We start from the raw sequence: 17,950 nt of genomic DNA on the forward strand, positions 1-17,950 counted from the left end.
GCTTTTCCGACCCAGAGTTCTCCGACCCACGGTTCTCCGGCCCACCGTCCGTCGGACGGCGATCGTCCCGACGGTGAGGGTTGGGACGAAGGACCCGCGGACGAAGGATCTCGGGACGAGGAGCGGCTCGCCCGGGTCTTCCTCGGGAGGGTCGTCGAGCCCGGGGACGAGGTGAGCGGTCAGTGGGTGCGGGAACGGGGCGTGCGGGAGGTGGTGCGCCGGCTGCGCGGTGACGGGGAGCCGCTGCCCGGGGTGACCGCCCGACGCTGGGCCGGGCTGCTCGCGCGGGCCGAGCAGGCCGACCCCCGGCGCGATCTCGCCGTCGCCCGGGAAGCAGGGGTCCGCTACGTCTGTCCCGGCGACGCCGAGTGGCCGGGCACGCTGGACGAACTCGGGGACGCCCGGCCGCTCGGGCTGTGGGTGCGCGGGCGGCCCAGCCTGCGCATGTGGGCGCTGCGGTCGGTCGCCGTGGTCGGGGCCCGTGCCTGCACCGAGTACGGCGCCCACATGGCCGCCACCCTGGCCTGCGGCCTCGCCGAACGAGGGTGGGTGGTCGTGTCCGGCGGGGCCTACGGGGTCGACGGCGCGGCCCACCGGGGCGCCCTCGGCGCGGGTGGCGCGACCGTCGCCGTTCTGGCCTGCGGGGTCGACCGGCCCTACCCGAGCGGCCACACGGAGTTGATCGGCCGGATCGCGCAACAGGGTCTGGTGGTGGGGGAGTTGCCGCCGGGCGACCATCCCACGCCCGCCAGGTTCATCCAGCGCAACCGGGTGATCGCCGCCCTCACCAGGGGCACGGTCGTCGTCGAGGCCGCCTACCGCAGCGGCTCACTGGTCACCGCGAGGGCGGCGCAACGGCTGGGCCGGCACACCATGGGCGTGCCCGGGCCCGCCACCAGCGGGCTGTCCGCCGGGGTGCACGAACTGCTGCGGGGCGAGGCGGTGCTGGTCACCGACGCGGCGGAGGTCGTCGAACTCGTCGGGAACATGGGGGAGCTGGCCCCGGACCGGCGCGGGCCGCAGCTGCCGCGCGACCTGCTGGAGCCGGGCGCCCGCCGGGTCCTGGCCGCCCTCCCCGCCCGGCGGCCCGCCTCCCCGCACGAGATCGCCCGGGAGGCGGGCACCACACCGGACGACGCGATCGCCCGGCTGTACGAGCTCCGGGCGCTCGGCTACGTCGAACGACACGGCGACTGCTGGAAGTTGACACGCCAGGCGATGGTCTCCGTTCGAGGAGGCCGGCCACGATGTTGACCCGGGGGGTTCGGCCGTCCGGGGGAACGTCGAAAGCCTTGAGAATTCAGGCAGTTGACCCACCCGACCGTCACCCGCAGCGACCGCCGTGACTCCGGAGAGCGTTCAGCGGAACGTATCTGCGTACCGGTCCGGGCACGCCCTTCGCTCACCGCGACACCTCAGTCACGCTACGCTCACGTGGATTCCGGCACAGACCGGACCACTGCACCACGCGGTACCGACCTCACGCACTTCACGGCAGAACGGCACAAGGCGACGAATGCCCCAGCACACCTCCGGGTCCGACCGGGCGGCGATCCCCCCAGCCGCCCGTGACGGTGGCAGCGTGCGGCCGCCCGCTCCCTCGACGCTCGACGAGCTGTGGCGGTCGTACAAGGCGACAGGCGACGAGCGGCTGCGCGAACAGCTGATCCTGCACTACTCGCCGCTGGTGAAGTACGTGGCGGGGAGGGTGAGCGTCGGTCTGCCGCCCAACGTGGAACAGGCCGACTTCGTCTCCTCGGGGGTCTTCGGGCTGATCGACGCGATCGAGAAGTTCGACGTCGACCGGGAGATCAAGTTCGAGACGTACGCGATCACCCGGATCCGGGGCGCGATGATCGACGAACTGCGGGCGCTGGACTGGATCCCGAGGTCGGTGCGGCAGAAGGCCCGCAACGTGGAGCGGGCCTACGCGACGCTGGAGGCCCGGCTGCGGCGGACGCCCACCGAGTACGAGGTGGCCGCCGAACTGGGCATCGCCGTCGAGGAACTGCACGCCGTCTTCAGCCAGTTGTCGCTGGCCAACGTGGTGGCGCTGGAGGAGCTGCTGCACGTCGGAGGCGACGACGGCGACGGCCTCAGCTTCATGGACACGCTGGAGGACACCGCCGCCGACAACCCGGTGGAGGTGGCCGAGGACCGCGAGCTGCGGAGGTTCCTGGCCCGGGCGATCAACACGCTGCCCGACCGGGAGAAGACGGTCGTCACGCTGTACTACTACGAGGGGCTGACGCTCGCCGAGATCGGCAACGTGCTGGGCGTGACCGAGAGCAGGGTCAGCCAGATCCACACCAAGTCCGTGCTCCAGCTGCGCGCGAAACTGGCGAGCTTCGGACGCTGACCTGCGCCGACGACACGGACCTCGTCGGCGTCACTCCCGTCGGGGGCGACGCGTCCGTAAAGTGGACGACGTGCCAAGGATTCGAGCGGCCTCCGTGGCCGAGCACCGGTCGATGCAGCGTGCAGCCCTCCTGGACGCGGCGCGCACCCTGTTGTCCGAGGGCGGGACGGAAGCGCTGACCTTCCCGGCCCTCGCCGAGCGGACGGGCCTCGCGCGCTCGTCCGTGTACGAGTACTTCCGGTCGCGGGCCGCCGTGGTCGAGGAGTTGTGCGCGGTCGACTTCCCCCTGTGGACGGCGGAGGTCGAGGCGGCGATGGCCGCGGCCGACGGCGCGCAGGCCAAGGTCGAGGCCTACGTCCGCGGTCAGCTCGCGCTGGTCGGGGACCGGCGGCACCGGGCCGTCGTGGCCATCTCGGCGAGCGAACTGGACGCCGGCGCCCGGGAGAAGATCCGCGCGGCGCACGGCGCCCTGGTGGCGATGATCGGGGAGGCGCTGGCCGACCTGGGCCACACACAGCCCCGGCTGACGGCCATGCTCCTCCAGGGCGTCGTCGACGCGGCGGTGCGGCGCATCGAACTCGGGGCCGCCGAAGAACCCGAGGCGATCACCGACGCGGCGGTGGCGATGGCCCTGCACGGAGTCGGCAGCTGAAACCCCGTCCGACCGCACCCGGCCCCCTGCCCATGGCCCGTTGGCCATGACCCCTTGCCCATGGCAAGGGGTCATGGCAGGCGTTCAGGGGCCGGAGCAGAGGGCCGGACGCGCCGCAGATTCGGGTTCGCGTCCCACACGGCAGGTGCCCGCAGCCCGGAGGCGGCGGAGTCGCGCTTGCACGCCTCGCCGCCCCACCGCCCCGCAGACTGGAGGCGGCGGCCGGTGCACGCCGCCCATGGCAGGGGGCCGTGGGGTGGCGGCGGCGACGCCGGGCCTGGTGCATCGCTGCCGGCGGAGGCTCGCGGTCAGGGCAGCAGGGGAAGGCGGGCTGCCCCGCCAGGCCCGCACGCGCAGCCCTGGGGCGGCGGAGGTTCGCCCCCCATGCGGCAGGTGCCCGCGGCCGGAGACGGCAGGGTCGGGCTCGCACGCCCCTCGCGCCCTCGCGCCCTCTCGTGCCCGCAGGCCGGAGACGGCAGGGCGGGGCTCGCACGCCCCTCGCGCCCTCTCGTGCCCGCAGGCCGGAGACGGCAGGGTGGGGCTCGCACGCCCCTCGTGCCCTCGTGCCCTCGTGCCCGCAGGCCGGAGACGGCAGGGCGGGGCTTGCACGCCCCCCGCGCCCTCGCGCCCGCAGGCCGGAGACGGCAGGGTGGGGCTCGCACGCCCCTCGTGCCCTCATGCCCGCAGGCCGGAGGCCGGAGGCGGCAGGGTCGGGCTCACGCGCCGTGCCCCCGGGCCCGCGCTCGCAGGCCGGACGTGGCAGGGGCGGGCTCGTGGTCCGTGCGAGAGGCGCACCGCGGGCCGGGCGGCGGTGTCGGGCTCAGGGCAGGGGGACGCCGAGGACCGGGAGGAGACGGGCCGGGAGGCTGCGCCTCAGCCAGGGTGGCAGCAGGGAGAGCGGGTCCAGGTAGGTCTCGCCTCTCAGCAGACCCCAGTGCAGGCAGCCGCCGGCGCAGTGCGAGCCCGCCGGTTCGACCGTGCCGACGACCTGGCCCGCGACCACCCGGTCGCCCGCGTGCACCGACGCGGCCACCGGCTCGTACGTGGTGCGCAGCGGCGGCTCGCCCGTGTCCGCGAGTTCCACCGCCACGACGCCCCTGCCCGCCACCCGCCCGGCGAAGGACACCCGGCCGGCGGCCACCGCCCGCACAGGGGTCCCCGGCGCCGCCGCCAGGTCCACCCCGCGGTGACCGCGGGCGTACGGCGTCGTCGGCGGCTCCCAGCCGCGCACCACCCGCGGGCGCGAGCCCACCGGCCAGACCCGGGCCACCGCGGGGACGGCCACGACGTCCGGAGCCGGGGCGTCCGGGGCGTCCGGGGCGTCCGGGGCGTCCGGATCCGAAGGGGCCGCTGGTCCTGCCGGGGTGGCCGGAGCAGTCGAGTCCTGAGGGACCGGTGCGGCCGGTGCGGCCGGTGGGGCGGGTGTGGCCGGGGTGGACGGGGTTCCTGGGGCTGTGGGGGCGCGCGAGGTCGGCGAGGCGGGCGGGGCCGACGAGGGAGTGGGGAAGGCAGATGCCGGTGGGGGAGAGGGAGCCGTGAGGCCCGGCGGGGGTGCGGAGGCGTGGGGCGGTGGCGGCGGGGTCGCCCAGCCGGGGGTCGCCGGCACCGAAAGGATCAGCAGCGGCGCCAGGCCGCGGAGAAGTCGCTTCACGTGCATGCGGGAACCGTCGCGCATCCCGCCCGGCACCGCCCGGACCTGTGGACCGCCGCCCGGTTGTGGACAGCGGCGTCACCCGGTGCCCCCCGGGTCCCGTACACTTCTACTGGCGATCCGGGTCACCGGGTCGACTTCGCACGCCCCGGTAACGGGGACCGGTTCCGGCCGGTCTCCCGGTACTCGCGCCCCTCGGTCCTCAGTGGCTCGGCGCATCGCGGGCGTCAGGCGCGGGAGCCGTCCGGCACCCGCGGCACAACCGAGAAAAACGAGGAGAACGGCCATGGCCGTCGTCACGATGCGGGAGCTGCTGGAAAGCGGCGTCCACTTCGGTCACCAGACCCGTCGCTGGAACCCGAAGATGAAGCGCTTCATCTTCACCGAGCGCAACGGCATCTACATCATCGACCTGCTCCAGTCGCTGTCGTACATCGACCGCGCCTACGAGTTCGTCAAGGAGACCGTCGCCCACGGCGGCACGGTCATGTTCGTCGGCACGAAGAAGCAGGCGCAGGAGGCCATCGCCGAGCAGGCCACCCGCGTCGGCATGCCCTACGTCAACCAGCGCTGGCTGGGCGGCATGCTCACCAACTTCTCGACCGTCTACAAGCGCCTTCAGCGCCTCAAGGAGCTCGAGCTCATCGACTTCGAGGACGTCGCCGCCTCGGGTCTGACGAAGAAGGAGCTCCTGGTCCTCTCGCGTGAGAAGGCCAAGCTCGAGAAGACCCTCGGTGGTATCCGCGAGATGTCCAAGGTGCCCAGCGCCGTCTGGATCGTGGACACCAAGAAGGAGCACATCGCGGTCGGCGAGGCCCGGAAGCTCAACATCCCGGTCGTCGCCATCCTCGACACCAACTGCGACCCCGACGAGGTCGACTACAAGATCCCGGGCAACGACGACGCGATCCGCTCCGTCACCCTGCTCACCCGCGTGATCGCCGACGCCGTCGCCGAGGGCCTCATCTCCCGTTCCGGCGTCGCCACCGGCGACAAGGGCGAGAAGGCCGCGAGCGAGCCGCTGGCCGAGTGGGAGCGCGACCTCCTCGAGGGCGAGAAGAAGGCCGACGCCGACAGCGCGGACGCCGCCGAGAAGCCCGCCGAGGCCGCTGCCGAGGCCCCCGCCGCCGAGGCCGCTGCCGAGGCCCCCGCTGCCGAGGCTCCGGCCGCCGAGACCGAGGCCCCGGCCGAGGCTCCCGCCGCCGAGGCCGCTCCGGCCGCCGAGGGCGAGCAGGCCTGATCCAGGCCGTGAGCCGTGCGGTCGCCGTCGCGCCCGCACGGCCCAGGGACGAAGTGACGGCGGGGGGCGCCGAGTGCGCCGCCCGCCGTTCACCCACAGCCCCCAGATCTTCGTAGATCTTCGAGACTTCGAACTCCGAGAGAGATTCACAGATCATGGCGAACTACACCGCCGCTGACGTCAAGAAGCTCCGTGAGCTCACCGGCGCCGGCATGATGGACTGCAAGAAGGCGCTGGACGAGGCCGAGGGCAACGTCGACAAGGCCGTCGAGGCGCTCCGCATCAAGGGCCAGAAGGGCGTCGCCAAGCGCGAGGGCCGCTCCGCCGAGAACGGCGCCGTGGTCTCGATCATCGCCGACGACAACTCCTCCGGCGTCCTCGTCGAGCTGAAGTGCGAGACGGACTTCGTCGCCAAGGGCGACAAGTTCCAGGCCGTCGCCAGCGCGATCGCCGAGCACGTCGCCAAGACCGCCCCGGCCGACATCGCGGCGCTGCTCGCCTCCGAGATCGAGCCCGGCAAGACCGTCCAGGCGTTCGTGGACGAGGCCAACGCCAACCTCGGCGAGAAGATCGTGCTGGACCGCTTCGCGCAGTTCGCCGACGGCTACGTCACCGCCTACATGCACCGCACGATGCCCGACCTGCCCCCGCAGATCGGTGTCCTGGTCGAGCTCGACAAGCCCAACGCCGAGATCGCCAAGGGCGTCGCCCAGCACATCGCCGCCTTCGCGCCGAAGTACCTCTCCAAGGAGGACGTGCCGGCCGAGGTCGTCGAGTCCGAGCGCCGCGTCGCCGAGGAGACCACCCGCGCCGAGGGCAAGCCCGAGGCCGCCCTGCCGAAGATCGTCGAGGGTCGCCTCAACGGCTTCTTCAAGGACGCCACGCTGCTCGGTCAGCCGTACGCCCTGGACAACAAGAAGTCCGTCCAGAAGGTCCTGGACGAGGCCGGTGTCACCCTGAAGCGCTTCACGCGCATCAAGGTCGGCATCTGAGTCCGTACCGCGAGCGACGCGTCGGCCCGATAGGGTCGGGAGCAGTCGTCCGGTACGCCGTCACGCGCACGCGTGACGGACGACAGCAGATCTGACGAGGAGGCCATTGCCGCGCACGGGTTGCCCACGACCCCCCACCGGCAGTGGCCTTCTTCGTATGTGCACCACGTGAAAGAGGCGGGATCTCCCATGACCACCAAGGCCCAGAAGAGCGACGACGGCAAACTACGCGGCCGGTTTCTGCTGAAGCTGTCCGGTGAGGCATTCTCCGGCGGCGGAGGCCTGGGCGTGGACCCCGACGTGGTGCACAAGATCGCCCGGGAGATCGCGGCCGTCGTCCGCGACGGCGCCGAGATCGCGGTCGTCATCGGTGGCGGCAACTTCTTCCGCGGCGCCGAGCTCCAGGTGCGCGGCATGGACCGGGCCCGCTCGGACTACATGGGCATGCTCGGCACGGTCATGAACTGCCTCGCCCTCCAGGACTTCCTGGAAAAGGAGGGCATCGACAGCCGCGTGCAGACCGCCATCACCATGGGCCAGGTCGCCGAGCCGTACATCCCGCTGCGGGCCGTGCGGCACCTGGAGAAGGGCCGTGTGGTCATCTTCGGCGCCGGAATGGGCATGCCGTACTTCTCCACCGACACCACCGCCGCCCAGCGCGCGCTGGAGATCGACGCCGAGGCGCTGCTCATGGGCAAGAACGGCGTGGACGGCGTCTACGACTCCGACCCGAAGACCAACCCGGGGGCCGTCAAGTTCGACGCCCTCGGCTACGGCGAGGTCATCACCCGCGACCTCAAGGTCGCCGACATGACCGCGATCACGCTGTGCCGCGACAACAAGCTGCCGATCCTCGTCTTCGAGCTTCTGGCCGAGGGCAATATCGCCCGCGCGGTCAAGGGTGAGAAGATCGGCACGCTCGTGGGGGAGCAGGGCAGCCGGTCCTGACCGGCGCCGTCCGGGCTCTCCCCGGCAACGTCCGACCGGGGGACGGACCCTGGGCGGAGGATGGACAATGTCCTGCCGGTCGGGAACCGTGCAGGAAGAAGACGCGACGCAGCCGGCCGCCGCCCTCTCGCAAGGATCCGCAGCCGGGCCTACTCAAGACACGCAGGAGCAAGTGGTGATCGAAGAGACCCTCCTCGAGGCCGAGGAGAAGATGGAGAAGGCCGTCGTGGTCGCCAAGGAGGACTTCGCCGCGATCCGCACCGGCCGTGCGCACCCGGCGATGTTCAACAAGATCGTTGCCGACTACTACGGTGCGCCGACGCCGATCAACCAGCTGGCTTCGTTCTCCGTGCCGGAGCCGCGCATGGCGGTCGTGACGCCGTTCGACAAGACCGCGCTGCGCAACATCGAGCAGGCGATCCGCGACTCCGACCTGGGCGTCAACCCGAGCAACGACGGCAACATCATCCGAGTGGTGTTCCCCGAGCTGACCGAGGAGCGCCGCCGCGACTACATCAAGGTCGCCAAGGGCAAGGGGGAGGACGCCAAGGTGTCCATCCGCGCCGTCCGCCGCAAGGCCAAGGACGCGATCGACAAGCTGATCAAGGACGGCGAGGTCGGCGAGGACGAGGGCCGCCGTGCCGAGAAGGAACTCGACGACACCACCGCGAAGTACGTCGCCCAGGTGGACGAGCTCCTGAAGCACAAGGAAGCGGAGCTGCTCGAGGTCTGATGAACGACTCTTCCTGGGGCTCACCGCCACACGCCGGGTCGCGGGCCGGGTACTGGGGGCCCGCCGACCAGGGGCCCGTCCAGGGAGCCGCCCCGGCGGGTCCCGCGTACGATGCGCCTGAGGCGCAGCAGACCCGCCCCATGCCCATCGTCCCCGACGTCCGCGCACACGGCGGAAACCAGGATGACGACCGGGGGGCCGCCCGCATGGGCGGCCCCTTGTTCCACGACGAGAACCACGGCAACGCGCCCTACGGCGGCGAGCCCCACGGCCTCGCCGCCCACGGCGACGACACCCCGACGGCCCAGCCCCACGCGGCGGCGCCGCAGAATCCGGAGCCCATGCCCGACGCCCCTCACCCGGCGACCGCGCCGCCGCCGAAGAAGAGCGCCGGCCGCGACCTGGGCGCGGCCATAGGGGTCGGGGTCGGCCTCGGCGTGGTCATCGTCGCGTCGCTGTTCGTCGTCAAGGCCGTCTTCATCGGCGTGATCGCGGTCGCCGTCGTCGTCGGCCTGTGGGAGCTGACCAGCAGGCTGCAGGAGCGCAAGGGCATCAAGGCTCCGCTCGTGCCGCTCGCGGTCGGCGGCGCCGCGATGGTGGTCGCCGGATACGTCCGCGGACCGGAGGGCGCCTGGGTGGCCATGGCCCTCACCGCGCTCGCGGTGCTGGTCTGGCGGATGACCGAACCGCCCGAGGGCTACCTCAAGGACGTCACGGCCGGCGTCTTCGCGGCCTTCTACGTCCCGTTCCTGGCCACGTTCGTCGCCCTCATGCTCACCGCCGAGGACGGCGCGTTCCGCGTCATGACCTTCCTGCTCCTGACGGTCGTCAGCGACACGGGCGCGTACGCCGTCGGCTGGCGCTTCGGCAGGACCAAGCTGGCCCCGCGCATCAGTCCGGGCAAGACCCGCGAGGGCCTGCTCGGCGCGGTCTCGTTCGCGATGGCGGCCGGCGCGCTGTGCATGCAGTTCCTCATCGACGACGGCAGGTGGTGGCAGGGGCTGGTGCTCGGGTTCGCCGTCGCCGCCAGCGCCACGCTCGGCGACCTCGGCGAGTCCATGATCAAGCGGGACCTGGGCATCAAGGACATGGGCACGCTGCTCCCGGGCCACGGCGGCATCATGGACCGGCTGGACTCCCTGCTGCCGACGGCGCCCGTCGTCTGGCTGCTGCTCGTGCTGTTCGTCGGGTCGGGCTGACCCACGGCGCACAAGCGGTACAGCACCGCGCCGGAAGGCTCGCACGGGCCCCGTCCTGCTCCATGGACGGGGCCCGCTCGCGTCAGGGCGGAAGCCGCCCGTTCGCAGGCATTCCGACCGGTTCATTCGCCACTTGCGCGCCCCTCGCCCCGGCGTCCGCACCGATCACCCGCCGGCGTCGGGCGTCGTCTACCGTCGTCGTTCGCCGGCCGAGGACCGGGCGCCGGACATCACGAGGGGGCGAGTATGACCGAGGACGGGGACGAGAGGGACTTCTGCTTCGCGCCGATGACGAGGCGGGAGCGCGAAGACGGCGCTCTTCGCGTGCTGCGAACGGCTCGAGTTGCCGCTCGCCTGCTCGATCGGCGACCGAATCCGGACGAGTCCGGGCACGCCGAGCTCGACGACCAGGTGCATGACCTGTGGACGGCGGTCGCGGAGCTGCTCCCCGGCCTGCCCGATCCCGGCCCGCTGGACACCGCACACCAACAGGAGCTCATCAGGTGCGCGGGCGAACTCGCGGTGCTTCTGCGGGCCTACAACTGGGGCGACGAAGAACTGACGCCAGAGGCCGTGGACGAGGTGGTGAGGACGGAGAACGCCGGTGAGACGGGAGCCGCCGACGGCTTCGACGCCCTCGGTAAACTCATCCTGCCGCACGCCTCACCGCAGGGCTGGGCGGCCGAACTCGTGACCCGGGCGGCGGAGGGGAACGAGACGCTCGAGCGGGCGGTCAAGCTCGGCAAGTACCTCCTGCATCCCACAGCCCTGCTCATCCTGGACGACGTCACGGAAATCATCGGACAGGCGGTGTACTCCCTGCACGTCAAGAAGCTGATCGACTGTGTGAACGACCTCGACGCGATCCTGGTGTCCGGCCGCCTCGCCGAGTTGTTGGAGTTCCCGTACACGGACGGCCCGCAACCTGGAGGTGTTGCGACGGTCGACGGCCCCGGTCTCGAAGGCGAGGTCCGGAGCGTCACTCAGCCCGGTGCGACGGACCTGGCTGTGGAGCCGCTGTGGGAGGAACCATTGCCCGAGTGGCCACAAGCCCCGGACTTCACGAAATCCTCGGGCCACACCCCTGACGGGGTCGAGACCGACCTCGGTGACGAATACGGCGGACCGGACAGCCTCGACGGCCCGCATCTCTGAGTGAGCCAGGGGCCATCCCGCCCCGATCGCTTCTTGCCGGATCGCCCCTGGGCGCATGGGCCGCAGTCTCCCGAAGTCCGCGCACGGCGCGGGCGCACGCCGCCTCTGCGGCGTGGCCTGTCCCCTGGACCACTCAGTCCCACGCGTTGAAGATCACCCCGCCCAGCGTGGTGATGCCATAGGAACGGATCTCGCGCCACTCGCCCTGTGACAGGTCCGAGGTGTTCACGTCTGCAAGAGGTGCGGTGAGCTGTTCGCGGTCGAGCACCAGGAACCCGGCGTGCATGAAGGTGCCGGCCCAGGGCGGTGGTGCGACGAACTCCTCGCTGTACCAGTCCCTGCGCATCTGAGCGAACGCGATCCAGGGCTGATGGGCGTGGCACAAGATGATGCGGCGGCCTGTGTCCTCGACGGCCGACGCGGTGTGGAACGTGCGGGGGTATGCCTGTTCCTCCACCTTGCCCACCTTGCCTCCGGCAGCGCGAGCAGCCGCATACAGGGCGCCCCTGAAGGCTCGTAGATCGGTCTCGGGAAGGGAGTCGTCCTTGGGCCGACGAAAGCCTGTCGCCCCTCGCGGCAAGCCGAAGCCCGGGTCCTTGTCGTCGATCATGCGAACGGCGACAGGCCCTTGTTGCCGAACTGACCGCCGCTGACGATCACCATCCATGCCGCCCGTCGCTCAGCCATGCGGTCACCGTCGAGCGTGAAGACGGTCGTGACGCCGCGCTCGGCCGGCCACTCCATCAGTTCGAGCATGTCCACTCGCACCCCTCCGGAGAGATCATCCCATCTCGAGTGGCACGCCTCCGGGCCGCCCCCGGGCCGTCCCCGGGCCGTCCCCGGGCCGTCCCCGGGCCGTCGGAAGCCGGCCGATACCGACCGGCGTCGGCAGTCGGCGTCCGTGGGTGACCACCCCCACGCCGGTCCGGGCCCGGGCCCCCGCCGATGATCTGCCACACTGGACGTGTTATGCCTGCACCCGGAGAACTCACTTTCGTCGCCCCCCGCGGAGCCAAGAAGCCGCCGCGGCATCTCGCCGACCTCTCGCCCGCCGAGCGTAAGGAGGTCGTGGCGGAGATCGGGGAGAAGCCGTTCCGTGCCAAGCAGTTGTCGCAGCACTACTTCGCCCGGTACGCGCACGACCCGGCGGAGTGGACGGACATCCCGGCCGGCGCGCGCGAGAAGCTGCGCGAGGCGCTGCTGCCGGACCTGATGTCGGTCGTGCGGCATCAGTCGACGGACCAGGGGACCACCCGCAAGACGCTGTGGCGGCTGTTCGACGGCACGCTCGTGGAGTCGGTGCTGATGCGCTACCCGGACCGGGTGACCATGTGCATCAGCTCGCAGGCGGGGTGCGGGATGAACTGCCCGTTCTGCGCCACCGGGCAGGCGGGGCTCGACCGGAACCTGTCCACCGCCGAGATCGTGCACCAGATCGTCGACGGGATGCGGGCGCTGCGCGACGGGGACGTGCCCGGCGGGCCGGCCCGGCTCTCCAACATCGTCTTCATGGGGATGGGCGAGCCGCTCGCCAACTACAAGCGGGTCGTCGGCGCCATCCGCGCGCTGACCGACCCGGCGCCGGACGGGCTCGGGCTGTCGCAGCGCGGGATCACCGTGTCGACGGTCGGGCTGGTGCCGGCCATCCAGCGGTTCACCGACGAGGGCTTCAAGTGCCGCCTGGCGATCTCCCTGCACGCGCCGGACGACGAACTGCGCGACACCCTCGTCCCCGTGAACACGCGGTGGAGGGTGCGCGAGGTGCTGGACGCCGGATTCGAGTACACCGCGCGGTCGGGCCGCCGGCTGTCCATCGAGTACGCGCTGATCCGGGACATCAACGACCAGGCGTGGCGCGGTGACCGGCTGGGCCGGCTGCTGCGCGGCAAGCCCGTGCACGTCAACCTGATCCCGCTGAACCCGACGCCGGGCTCGAAGTGGACGGCGTCGCGGCCGGAGGACGAGAAGGCCTTCGTCGAGGCGATCGCCGCGCACGGGGTGCCGGTGACCGTCCGGGACACCCGTGGTCAGGAGATCGACGGGGCGTGCGGTCAGCTCGCGGCCACCGAGCGGTAGTCTGAGGACCGTACGCATCTTCGTATTCCGACATCTTCATATTCCGACAGGGGAGCGCCACAGCGCTGAGAGTGCGGCACCCAGGCCCGCAGACCCTCTGAACCTCGCCCAGGTCATTCTGGGTAGGAAGTTCGGTCATCACTCGAGCTGTTGCGCCCTGCCCGGAGTCCGTGCGGACCCGGGCGGGGCCGCGTCTCTTCCTGGTCAACCCAGGAGGAAAATCCAGTGCAGAACAAGACCTTCGTGGCCGTGGCCGTCGGGCTCGGCCTGGTCGTGTCGCCCGTGCTGTCCGCGTGCGGGTCCACGGACGGCAAGGGAACCTCGGGCACGACCGGCTCGACGGCTTCGGCGGCCTCGAAGACGGTCACCCTCGTCAGCCACGACTCGTGGGCCGTCTCCAAGAGCGTCCTCGCCGACTTCGAGAAGCGGTCCGGGTACAAGGTGCGGGTCCTCAAGGACGGCGACGCCGGGCAGGCCGTCAACAAGGCGATCCTCACCAAGGACCATCCGCAGGGCGACGTCTTCTTCGGCGTCGACAACACGCTGCTGTCGCGCGCCCTCGACAACGGGCTGTTCCAGTCCTACGAGGCCAAGGGGCTGGCGCGGGTCGACGGCCGGTACCAGCTGGACGCGAAGAAGCACCGGGTCACGCCGGTCGACTTCGGCGACATCTGCGTCAACTACGACAAGGCGTACTTCGCCGCGCACGAGCTGGCGCCGCCCGCCTCCTTCGACGACCTGGTCAAGCCCGCCTACAAGGACCTCCTCGTCACCGAGAACGCCTCCACCTCCTCGCCCGGCCTCGGCTTCCTGCTCGGCACGGCCGCGAAGTACGGGGACGGAGGCTGGGAGGGCTACTGGAAGAAGCTCAAGGCCAACGGCGTCAAGGTGGTCGACGGCTGGGAGCAGGCCTACAACGAGGAGTTCTCCGGCTCCGCCGGCGGCAGGAAGGCGAAGGCGGACCGGCCGCTCGTCGTCTCGTACGCCTCCTCGCCGCCCGCCGAGGTGATCTACGGCGACCCGAAGCCGGCCACCGCGCCGACCGGCGTCGCGACCGGAACCTGCTTCCGGCAGACCGAGTTCGCGGGCCTGCTGAGCAACGCCGGCAACAGCGAGGGCGGCAAGGCGCTGATCGACTTCCTGATCGGCAAGGAGTTCCAGCAGGACATGCCGCTCAACATGTTCGTCTACCCGGTGGCGAAGGACGCGGCCGTGCCTGCCGAGTTCACCCGGTTCGGGCCCGCCGCCAAGGCTCCCGAGACCATGGACCCGGCGAAGATCGCCGACCGTCGCGACCAGTGGGTCAAGTCGTGGACCTCGCTCGTACTGAAGTAGGCCCGCGCAAGGGAGCCGGCCGGCGGGGCGCGGCGGCCCGGCTCGGCCTGCTGGCCGTGCCCGTCGCGTTCTTCGCGGTCTTCTTCGCCTGGCCGGTCGCCGCGATCGTCGCCCGAGGGCTCCACGTCGACGGGGCGTGGCGCTTCGGGCGGCTGTGGGACGTGCTCGGGGAGTCCGACGTCCGGCACGTGCTGTGGTTCACCACCTGGCAGGCGCTCGCCTCCACCGCGCTCACCCTGCTGGTGGCGCTGCCGGGCGCCTACGTCCTCGCGCGCCTGGACTTCCCGGGCAGGCAGGTGCTGCGCGCCGTCGTCACCGTCCCGTTCGTGCTGCCGACGGTCGTCGTGGGCACGGCGTTCCTCGCGCTCGTCGGGCGCGGCGGACTGCTCGACGAGCTGTGGGGGGTGCGCCTCGACACCACCGTGTGGGCGATCCTGCTCGCGCACGTCTTCTTCAACTACGCGGTCGTCGTCCGCACGGTGGGCGGCCTGTGGGCGCAGCTGGACCCGCGGCAGGAGGAGGCGGCGCGGATGCTGGGCGCGTCCCGGCTGCGGGCCTGGCGCACGGTGACCCTGCCGGCGCTCGGGCCGGCCGTCGCCGCGGCCGCGCTGATGGTCTTCCTGTTCACCTTCACCTCCTTCGGGGTGGTGCAGATCCTCGGCGGGCCCACCTTCGCCACCCTGGAGGTGGAGATCTACCGGCAGACCTCCGAGATCTTCGACCTGTCCACGGCCGCCGTCCTGACCATCGTGCAGTTCGCGGCCGTCGGCGCGATCCTCGCCGTGCACGCCTGGACGGTGCGCCGGCGGGAGGCCTCGCTGCGGCTGGTGGACGCGGCCGGGACGGCGCGCAGGCCGCGCGGGGCCGGGCAGTGGGCGCTGCTCGCCGGGGTGCTCGCGAGCATCGCCGTCCTGCTGGTCCTGCCCCTCGCGGTGCTGGTGCAGCGTTCGCTGGACGCGCCCGGCTTCGCCTACTACCGGGCGCTGACCCGCGACGACGGGAACGTCTTCCTCGTCCCGCCGATCGACGCCATCGGCAACTCGCTGCGGTACGCGCTCGCCGCGACCGCGATCGCCGTGGCCGTCGGCGGCCTCGCCGCGGCCGCGCTCACCCGCAGGGACGCCGGACGGCTCGTCCGGGGCTTCGACGCGCTGCTGATGCTGCCGCTCGGCGTGTCCGCGGTGACCGTCGGCTTCGGGTTCCTCATCGCGCTCGACGAGCCGCCGCTGGACCTGCGCGCCACATGGATCCTGGTGCCGCTGGCGCAGGCGCTGGTCGGCGTGCCCTTCGTCGTGCGGACCATGCTGCCGGTGCTGCGGGCGGTGGATCAGCGGCTGCGGGAGGCGGCGGCCGTGCTCGGGGCGTCGCCCTGGCGGGTGTGGCGCGAGGTCGACCTGCCGATGGTGCGGCGCGCTCTGCTGGTCGCGGCCGGGTTCGCGTTCGCGGTGTCGCTGGGGGAGTTCGGGGCGACCGTGTTCATCGCCCGGCCCGACAACCCGACCCTGCCGGTGGCCGTCGCGCGGCTGCTCGGCCGGGCCGGGGAACTCAACTACGGGCAGGCGATGGCCCTTTCGACGATTCTGATGGTGGTGTGCGCGGTGGCCCTGCTGGTGCTGGAGCGGCTGCGGACCGACCGGGCGGGGGAGTTCTGATGCGAGCGCTCGAACTGGAGCGGGCCACCGTGCGGTTCGGCGGCCGGGCCGTGCTGGACGCCGTCGATCTGGCCGTCGCCGAGCACGAGGTGGTGTGCGTGCTCGGGCCCAGCGGCAGCGGCAAGTCGACGCTGCTGCGGGCCGTGGCCGGTCTTCAGCCCCTGGACGCCGGGCGGGTCTCGCTCGACGGGCGCGACCAGGCCGGGGTGCCCGCGCACCGGCGCGAGCTGGGGCTGATGTTCCAGGACCACCAGTTGTTCCCGCAGCGCGACGTCGGCGGCAACGTGGCCTTCGGCCTGCGGATGCGTGGCATGCCACGGGCTGGGCAGGGCGAGCGGGTGGCGGAGCTGCTCGAACTCGTCGGGCTGCCGGGCGCGGCGAGGCGGGCCGTGGCCTCGCTCTCCGGCGGCGAGCAGCAGCGGGTGGCGCTGGCCAGGGCCCTCGCGCCGCGCCCCCGGCTGCTGATGCTCGACGAGCCGCTCGGCCAGCTCGACCGGTCGCTGCGCGAGCGGCTGGTCGTCGAACTGCGGGAGTTGTTCGGCCGGTTGGGCACCACCGTGCTGGCCGTCACCCACGACCAGGGCGAGGCGTTCGCGCTGGCCGACCGGGTCGTGGTGATGCGGGACGGCCGGATCGCCCAGTCCGGGACGCCGCTCGACGTCTGGCAGCGGCCGGCGGACGCGTTCGTGGCCCGGTTCCTCGGCTTCGACAACGTCGTGGAGGCCACCGTCACCGGCGAGGTCGCGGTCACGCCGTGGGGCAAGACGCAGGTGGCGGCCGGGTCCGCCCAGGGGGCGCGCACCCTGCTGGTCCGGCCGGCGGGCGTGCTCCTGGGCGACGCGGACGACGGGCTGCGCTGTACGGTCGCCGCCCGCACCTTCCGGGGCACGCACGTCGCCCTGCACCTCCAGCCAGAGGGCGCGCCGAGACTGGAGGCGGCGTGCGCGCTGCGCGACGCCCCCGAGGTCGGCAGCGCGGTGGGCGTGTCCTTCGACCCGGCCGAGACCGTGGTGCTGGACTGAGCCGCGCCAGGGAGAAGGCGACTTTCGGCTGACGCGGACATGGACGCGGGGAGGGCCCGCCCCCCTGTGTGGGGCGGGCCCTCTCTGTGTGCCTTGTGCGGTGCGCGGCCGTTCGGGTCAGCGGTGGCTGGCTCCGCGGCGGCGCATTCCGAAGAAGACCGCTCCGCCGCCGACGACGACCAGAGCGGCGGCGATGCCGACGATCAGGCCGGTGTTGGAGTTGGCGCCGGTCTCGGCGAGGTTGGACTCCTGCGCCGCGGGCGAGGGGGCGTTGCTCGCGGAGGCCGGGGGCGCGGCGCTGTCGGCGGCCGAGTCGGACGGGGCCGGCGAGGGGGTGGCCGTCCCGGCCGGCGGCGACGCGGTCTGCGACGACGGCGTGGAGGGCGTCGACGACGGCGACGAGGACGGGCTCGTCGGCGGGGTCGTCGTGTCGTCGGCCTGGCAGGCCTTGGACGGGGTGGTCACGTTCGGGGCGATGTCGGCGTCGACGAGCTTCTTCTTGCCCTTGACGGCCACGATGTGGACCCGGTACTCGGCGTTCGGCTCCCAGTCCTCGGCGAAGGAGACGGTGACGCCCTTCTTCGAGCCGGTGACCGTCTGCTCCTTGCCGACCTGGCGGAGGTCGGCGCCGTTGTTCTCGAGGAAGACCGTGACGACGGCCGGGACGCCCGTGGGGTCCTTGTCGGTGACGGTGATGACGCCCTTGGCGCCGTCACAGGCGGCAGAGGCGGAGAACTCGGAGATCTCGCAGGCCAGCGCGGTGCCGGCGGCGCTGAGAGCAAGGGCCGCGGAGGCGGCGGTGACACCGAGCATGCGCACCGAACGGGCGGCGGTACGGCGGGAAAGGGACACGTTTGTCCTTTACGGGAAGCGCAACTGCGGGGGGTGGAGGGGGAGATGGCGCCCCCGGGTGAGCCGAGTGCGTCACCATCCCCA

17 protein-coding genes are annotated in these 17,950 nt (G+C 72.2%); 13 read left to right on the forward strand and 4 right to left on the reverse strand.

All coding sequences use genetic code 11. From position 1 onward, the window contains the following. Positions 1-171: 171 nt before the first annotated feature. The 3 genes from dprA to OG802_RS25760 all read left to right on the forward strand — a co-directional run bounded on the left by dprA (position 172) and on the right by OG802_RS25760 (position 3,011). Entirely contained in the window at positions 172-1,254 is a 1,083-nt protein-coding gene (dprA, locus tag OG802_RS25750) for a DNA-processing protein DprA (RefSeq protein WP_329414083.1), read from the forward strand. Between the two features lie 262 nt (positions 1,255-1,516). Continuing rightward, positions 1,517-2,359 (forward strand): RNA polymerase sigma factor WhiG, encoded by an 843-nt coding sequence (gene whiG / locus OG802_RS25755; protein ID WP_329414086.1) that lies wholly within the window; start codon positions 1,517-1,519, stop codon positions 2,357-2,359. Between the two features lie 94 nt (positions 2,360-2,453). Beyond that, a complete protein-coding gene (locus OG802_RS25760) occupies positions 2,454-3,011 on the forward strand; it encodes a TetR/AcrR family transcriptional regulator (protein ID WP_329417392.1) in 558 nt (185 codons plus the stop codon). An 820-nt stretch (positions 3,012-3,831) separates the two neighbouring features. On the opposite strand, the gene OG802_RS25765 is transcribed toward OG802_RS25760, so the two are convergent. Further along, positions 3,832-4,296, reverse strand: a complete 465-nt coding sequence (locus OG802_RS25765) for a murein hydrolase activator EnvC family protein (protein ID WP_329414087.1) — start codon at positions 4,294-4,296, stop codon at positions 3,832-3,834. 652 nt (positions 4,297-4,948) lie between these two features. On the opposite strand from OG802_RS25765, the gene rpsB reads away from it, so the two are divergent. From rpsB to OG802_RS25795, 6 genes are all read left to right on the forward strand, one after another. Beyond that, positions 4,949-5,902 (forward strand): 30S ribosomal protein S2, encoded by a 954-nt coding sequence (gene rpsB, locus OG802_RS25770; protein WP_329414088.1) that lies wholly within the window; start codon positions 4,949-4,951, stop codon positions 5,900-5,902. Between the two features lie 155 nt (positions 5,903-6,057). Then, the gene (gene tsf / locus OG802_RS25775) at positions 6,058-6,894 is read left to right on the forward strand and encodes a translation elongation factor Ts (protein WP_329414090.1); all 837 of its coding nucleotides are present in this window, start codon (positions 6,058-6,060) and stop codon (positions 6,892-6,894) included. Positions 6,895-7,083: 189 nt separating this feature from the next. Beyond that, the gene (pyrH, locus tag OG802_RS25780; protein WP_329414093.1) at positions 7,084-7,842 is read left to right on the forward strand and encodes a UMP kinase; all 759 of its coding nucleotides are present in this window, start codon (positions 7,084-7,086) and stop codon (positions 7,840-7,842) included. Positions 7,843-8,017: 175 nt separating this feature from the next. Next, positions 8,018-8,575 (forward strand): ribosome recycling factor, encoded by a 558-nt coding sequence (gene frr / locus OG802_RS25785; RefSeq protein ID WP_020128692.1) that lies wholly within the window; start codon positions 8,018-8,020, stop codon positions 8,573-8,575. Further along, complete coding sequence (locus OG802_RS25790; RefSeq protein WP_329414095.1) at positions 8,575-9,774, forward strand: phosphatidate cytidylyltransferase; 1,200 nt, start codon at positions 8,575-8,577, stop codon at positions 9,772-9,774. Before frr ends, OG802_RS25790 begins: the two co-directional genes overlap by 1 nt. Before the next feature lie 246 nt (positions 9,775-10,020). Further along, positions 10,021-10,929: a hypothetical protein gene (locus OG802_RS25795; protein WP_329414096.1), complete on the forward strand. Its 909-nt coding sequence runs from the start codon at positions 10,021-10,023 to the stop codon at positions 10,927-10,929. Between the two features lie 133 nt (positions 10,930-11,062). On the opposite strand, the gene OG802_RS25800 is transcribed toward OG802_RS25795, so the two are convergent. Then, positions 11,063-11,539: a hypothetical protein gene (locus OG802_RS25800; protein WP_329414098.1), complete on the reverse strand. Its 477-nt coding sequence runs from the start codon at positions 11,537-11,539 to the stop codon at positions 11,063-11,065. Then, positions 11,536-11,691, reverse strand: coding sequence for a hypothetical protein (locus tag OG802_RS25805; RefSeq protein ID WP_329414101.1), 156 nt, complete (start codon positions 11,689-11,691; stop codon positions 11,536-11,538). Before OG802_RS25805 ends, OG802_RS25800 begins: the two co-directional genes overlap by 4 nt. 207 nt (positions 11,692-11,898) lie before the next feature. Here OG802_RS25805 and rlmN point away from each other — a divergent pair, with 207 nt between their 5' ends. The 4 genes from rlmN to OG802_RS25825 all read left to right on the forward strand — a co-directional run bounded on the left by rlmN (position 11,899) and on the right by OG802_RS25825 (position 17,014). After that, on the forward strand, positions 11,899-13,005 hold the full coding sequence (gene rlmN, locus OG802_RS25810) for a 23S rRNA (adenine(2503)-C(2))-methyltransferase RlmN (protein WP_329414103.1): 1,107 nt from the start codon (positions 11,899-11,901) through the stop codon (positions 13,003-13,005). Positions 13,006-13,230: 225 nt separating this feature from the next. Continuing rightward, a complete protein-coding gene (locus OG802_RS25815; protein WP_329414107.1) occupies positions 13,231-14,340 on the forward strand; it encodes a thiamine ABC transporter substrate-binding protein in 1,110 nt (369 codons plus the stop codon). Continuing rightward, a complete protein-coding gene (locus OG802_RS25820) occupies positions 14,316-15,992 on the forward strand; it encodes an ABC transporter permease (RefSeq protein WP_329414109.1) in 1,677 nt (558 codons plus the stop codon). Before OG802_RS25815 ends, OG802_RS25820 begins: the two co-directional genes overlap by 25 nt. Next, positions 15,992-17,014, forward strand: a complete 1,023-nt coding sequence (locus OG802_RS25825; protein WP_329414112.1) for an ABC transporter ATP-binding protein — start codon at positions 15,992-15,994, stop codon at positions 17,012-17,014. Before OG802_RS25820 ends, OG802_RS25825 begins: the two co-directional genes overlap by 1 nt. Positions 17,015-17,131: 117 nt before the next feature. Here OG802_RS25825 and OG802_RS25830 read toward each other — a convergent pair whose 3' ends face one another. Next, complete coding sequence (locus OG802_RS25830; RefSeq protein WP_329414114.1) at positions 17,132-17,866, reverse strand: LAETG motif-containing sortase-dependent surface protein; 735 nt, start codon at positions 17,864-17,866, stop codon at positions 17,132-17,134. Positions 17,867-17,950: the final 84 nt, after the last annotated feature.

Origin of the sequence: Streptomyces sp. NBC_00704 (assembly GCF_036226605.1) — a bacterium.
In the GTDB taxonomy this organism is placed as follows: Bacteria; Actinomycetota; Actinomycetes; order Streptomycetales; family Streptomycetaceae; genus Streptomyces.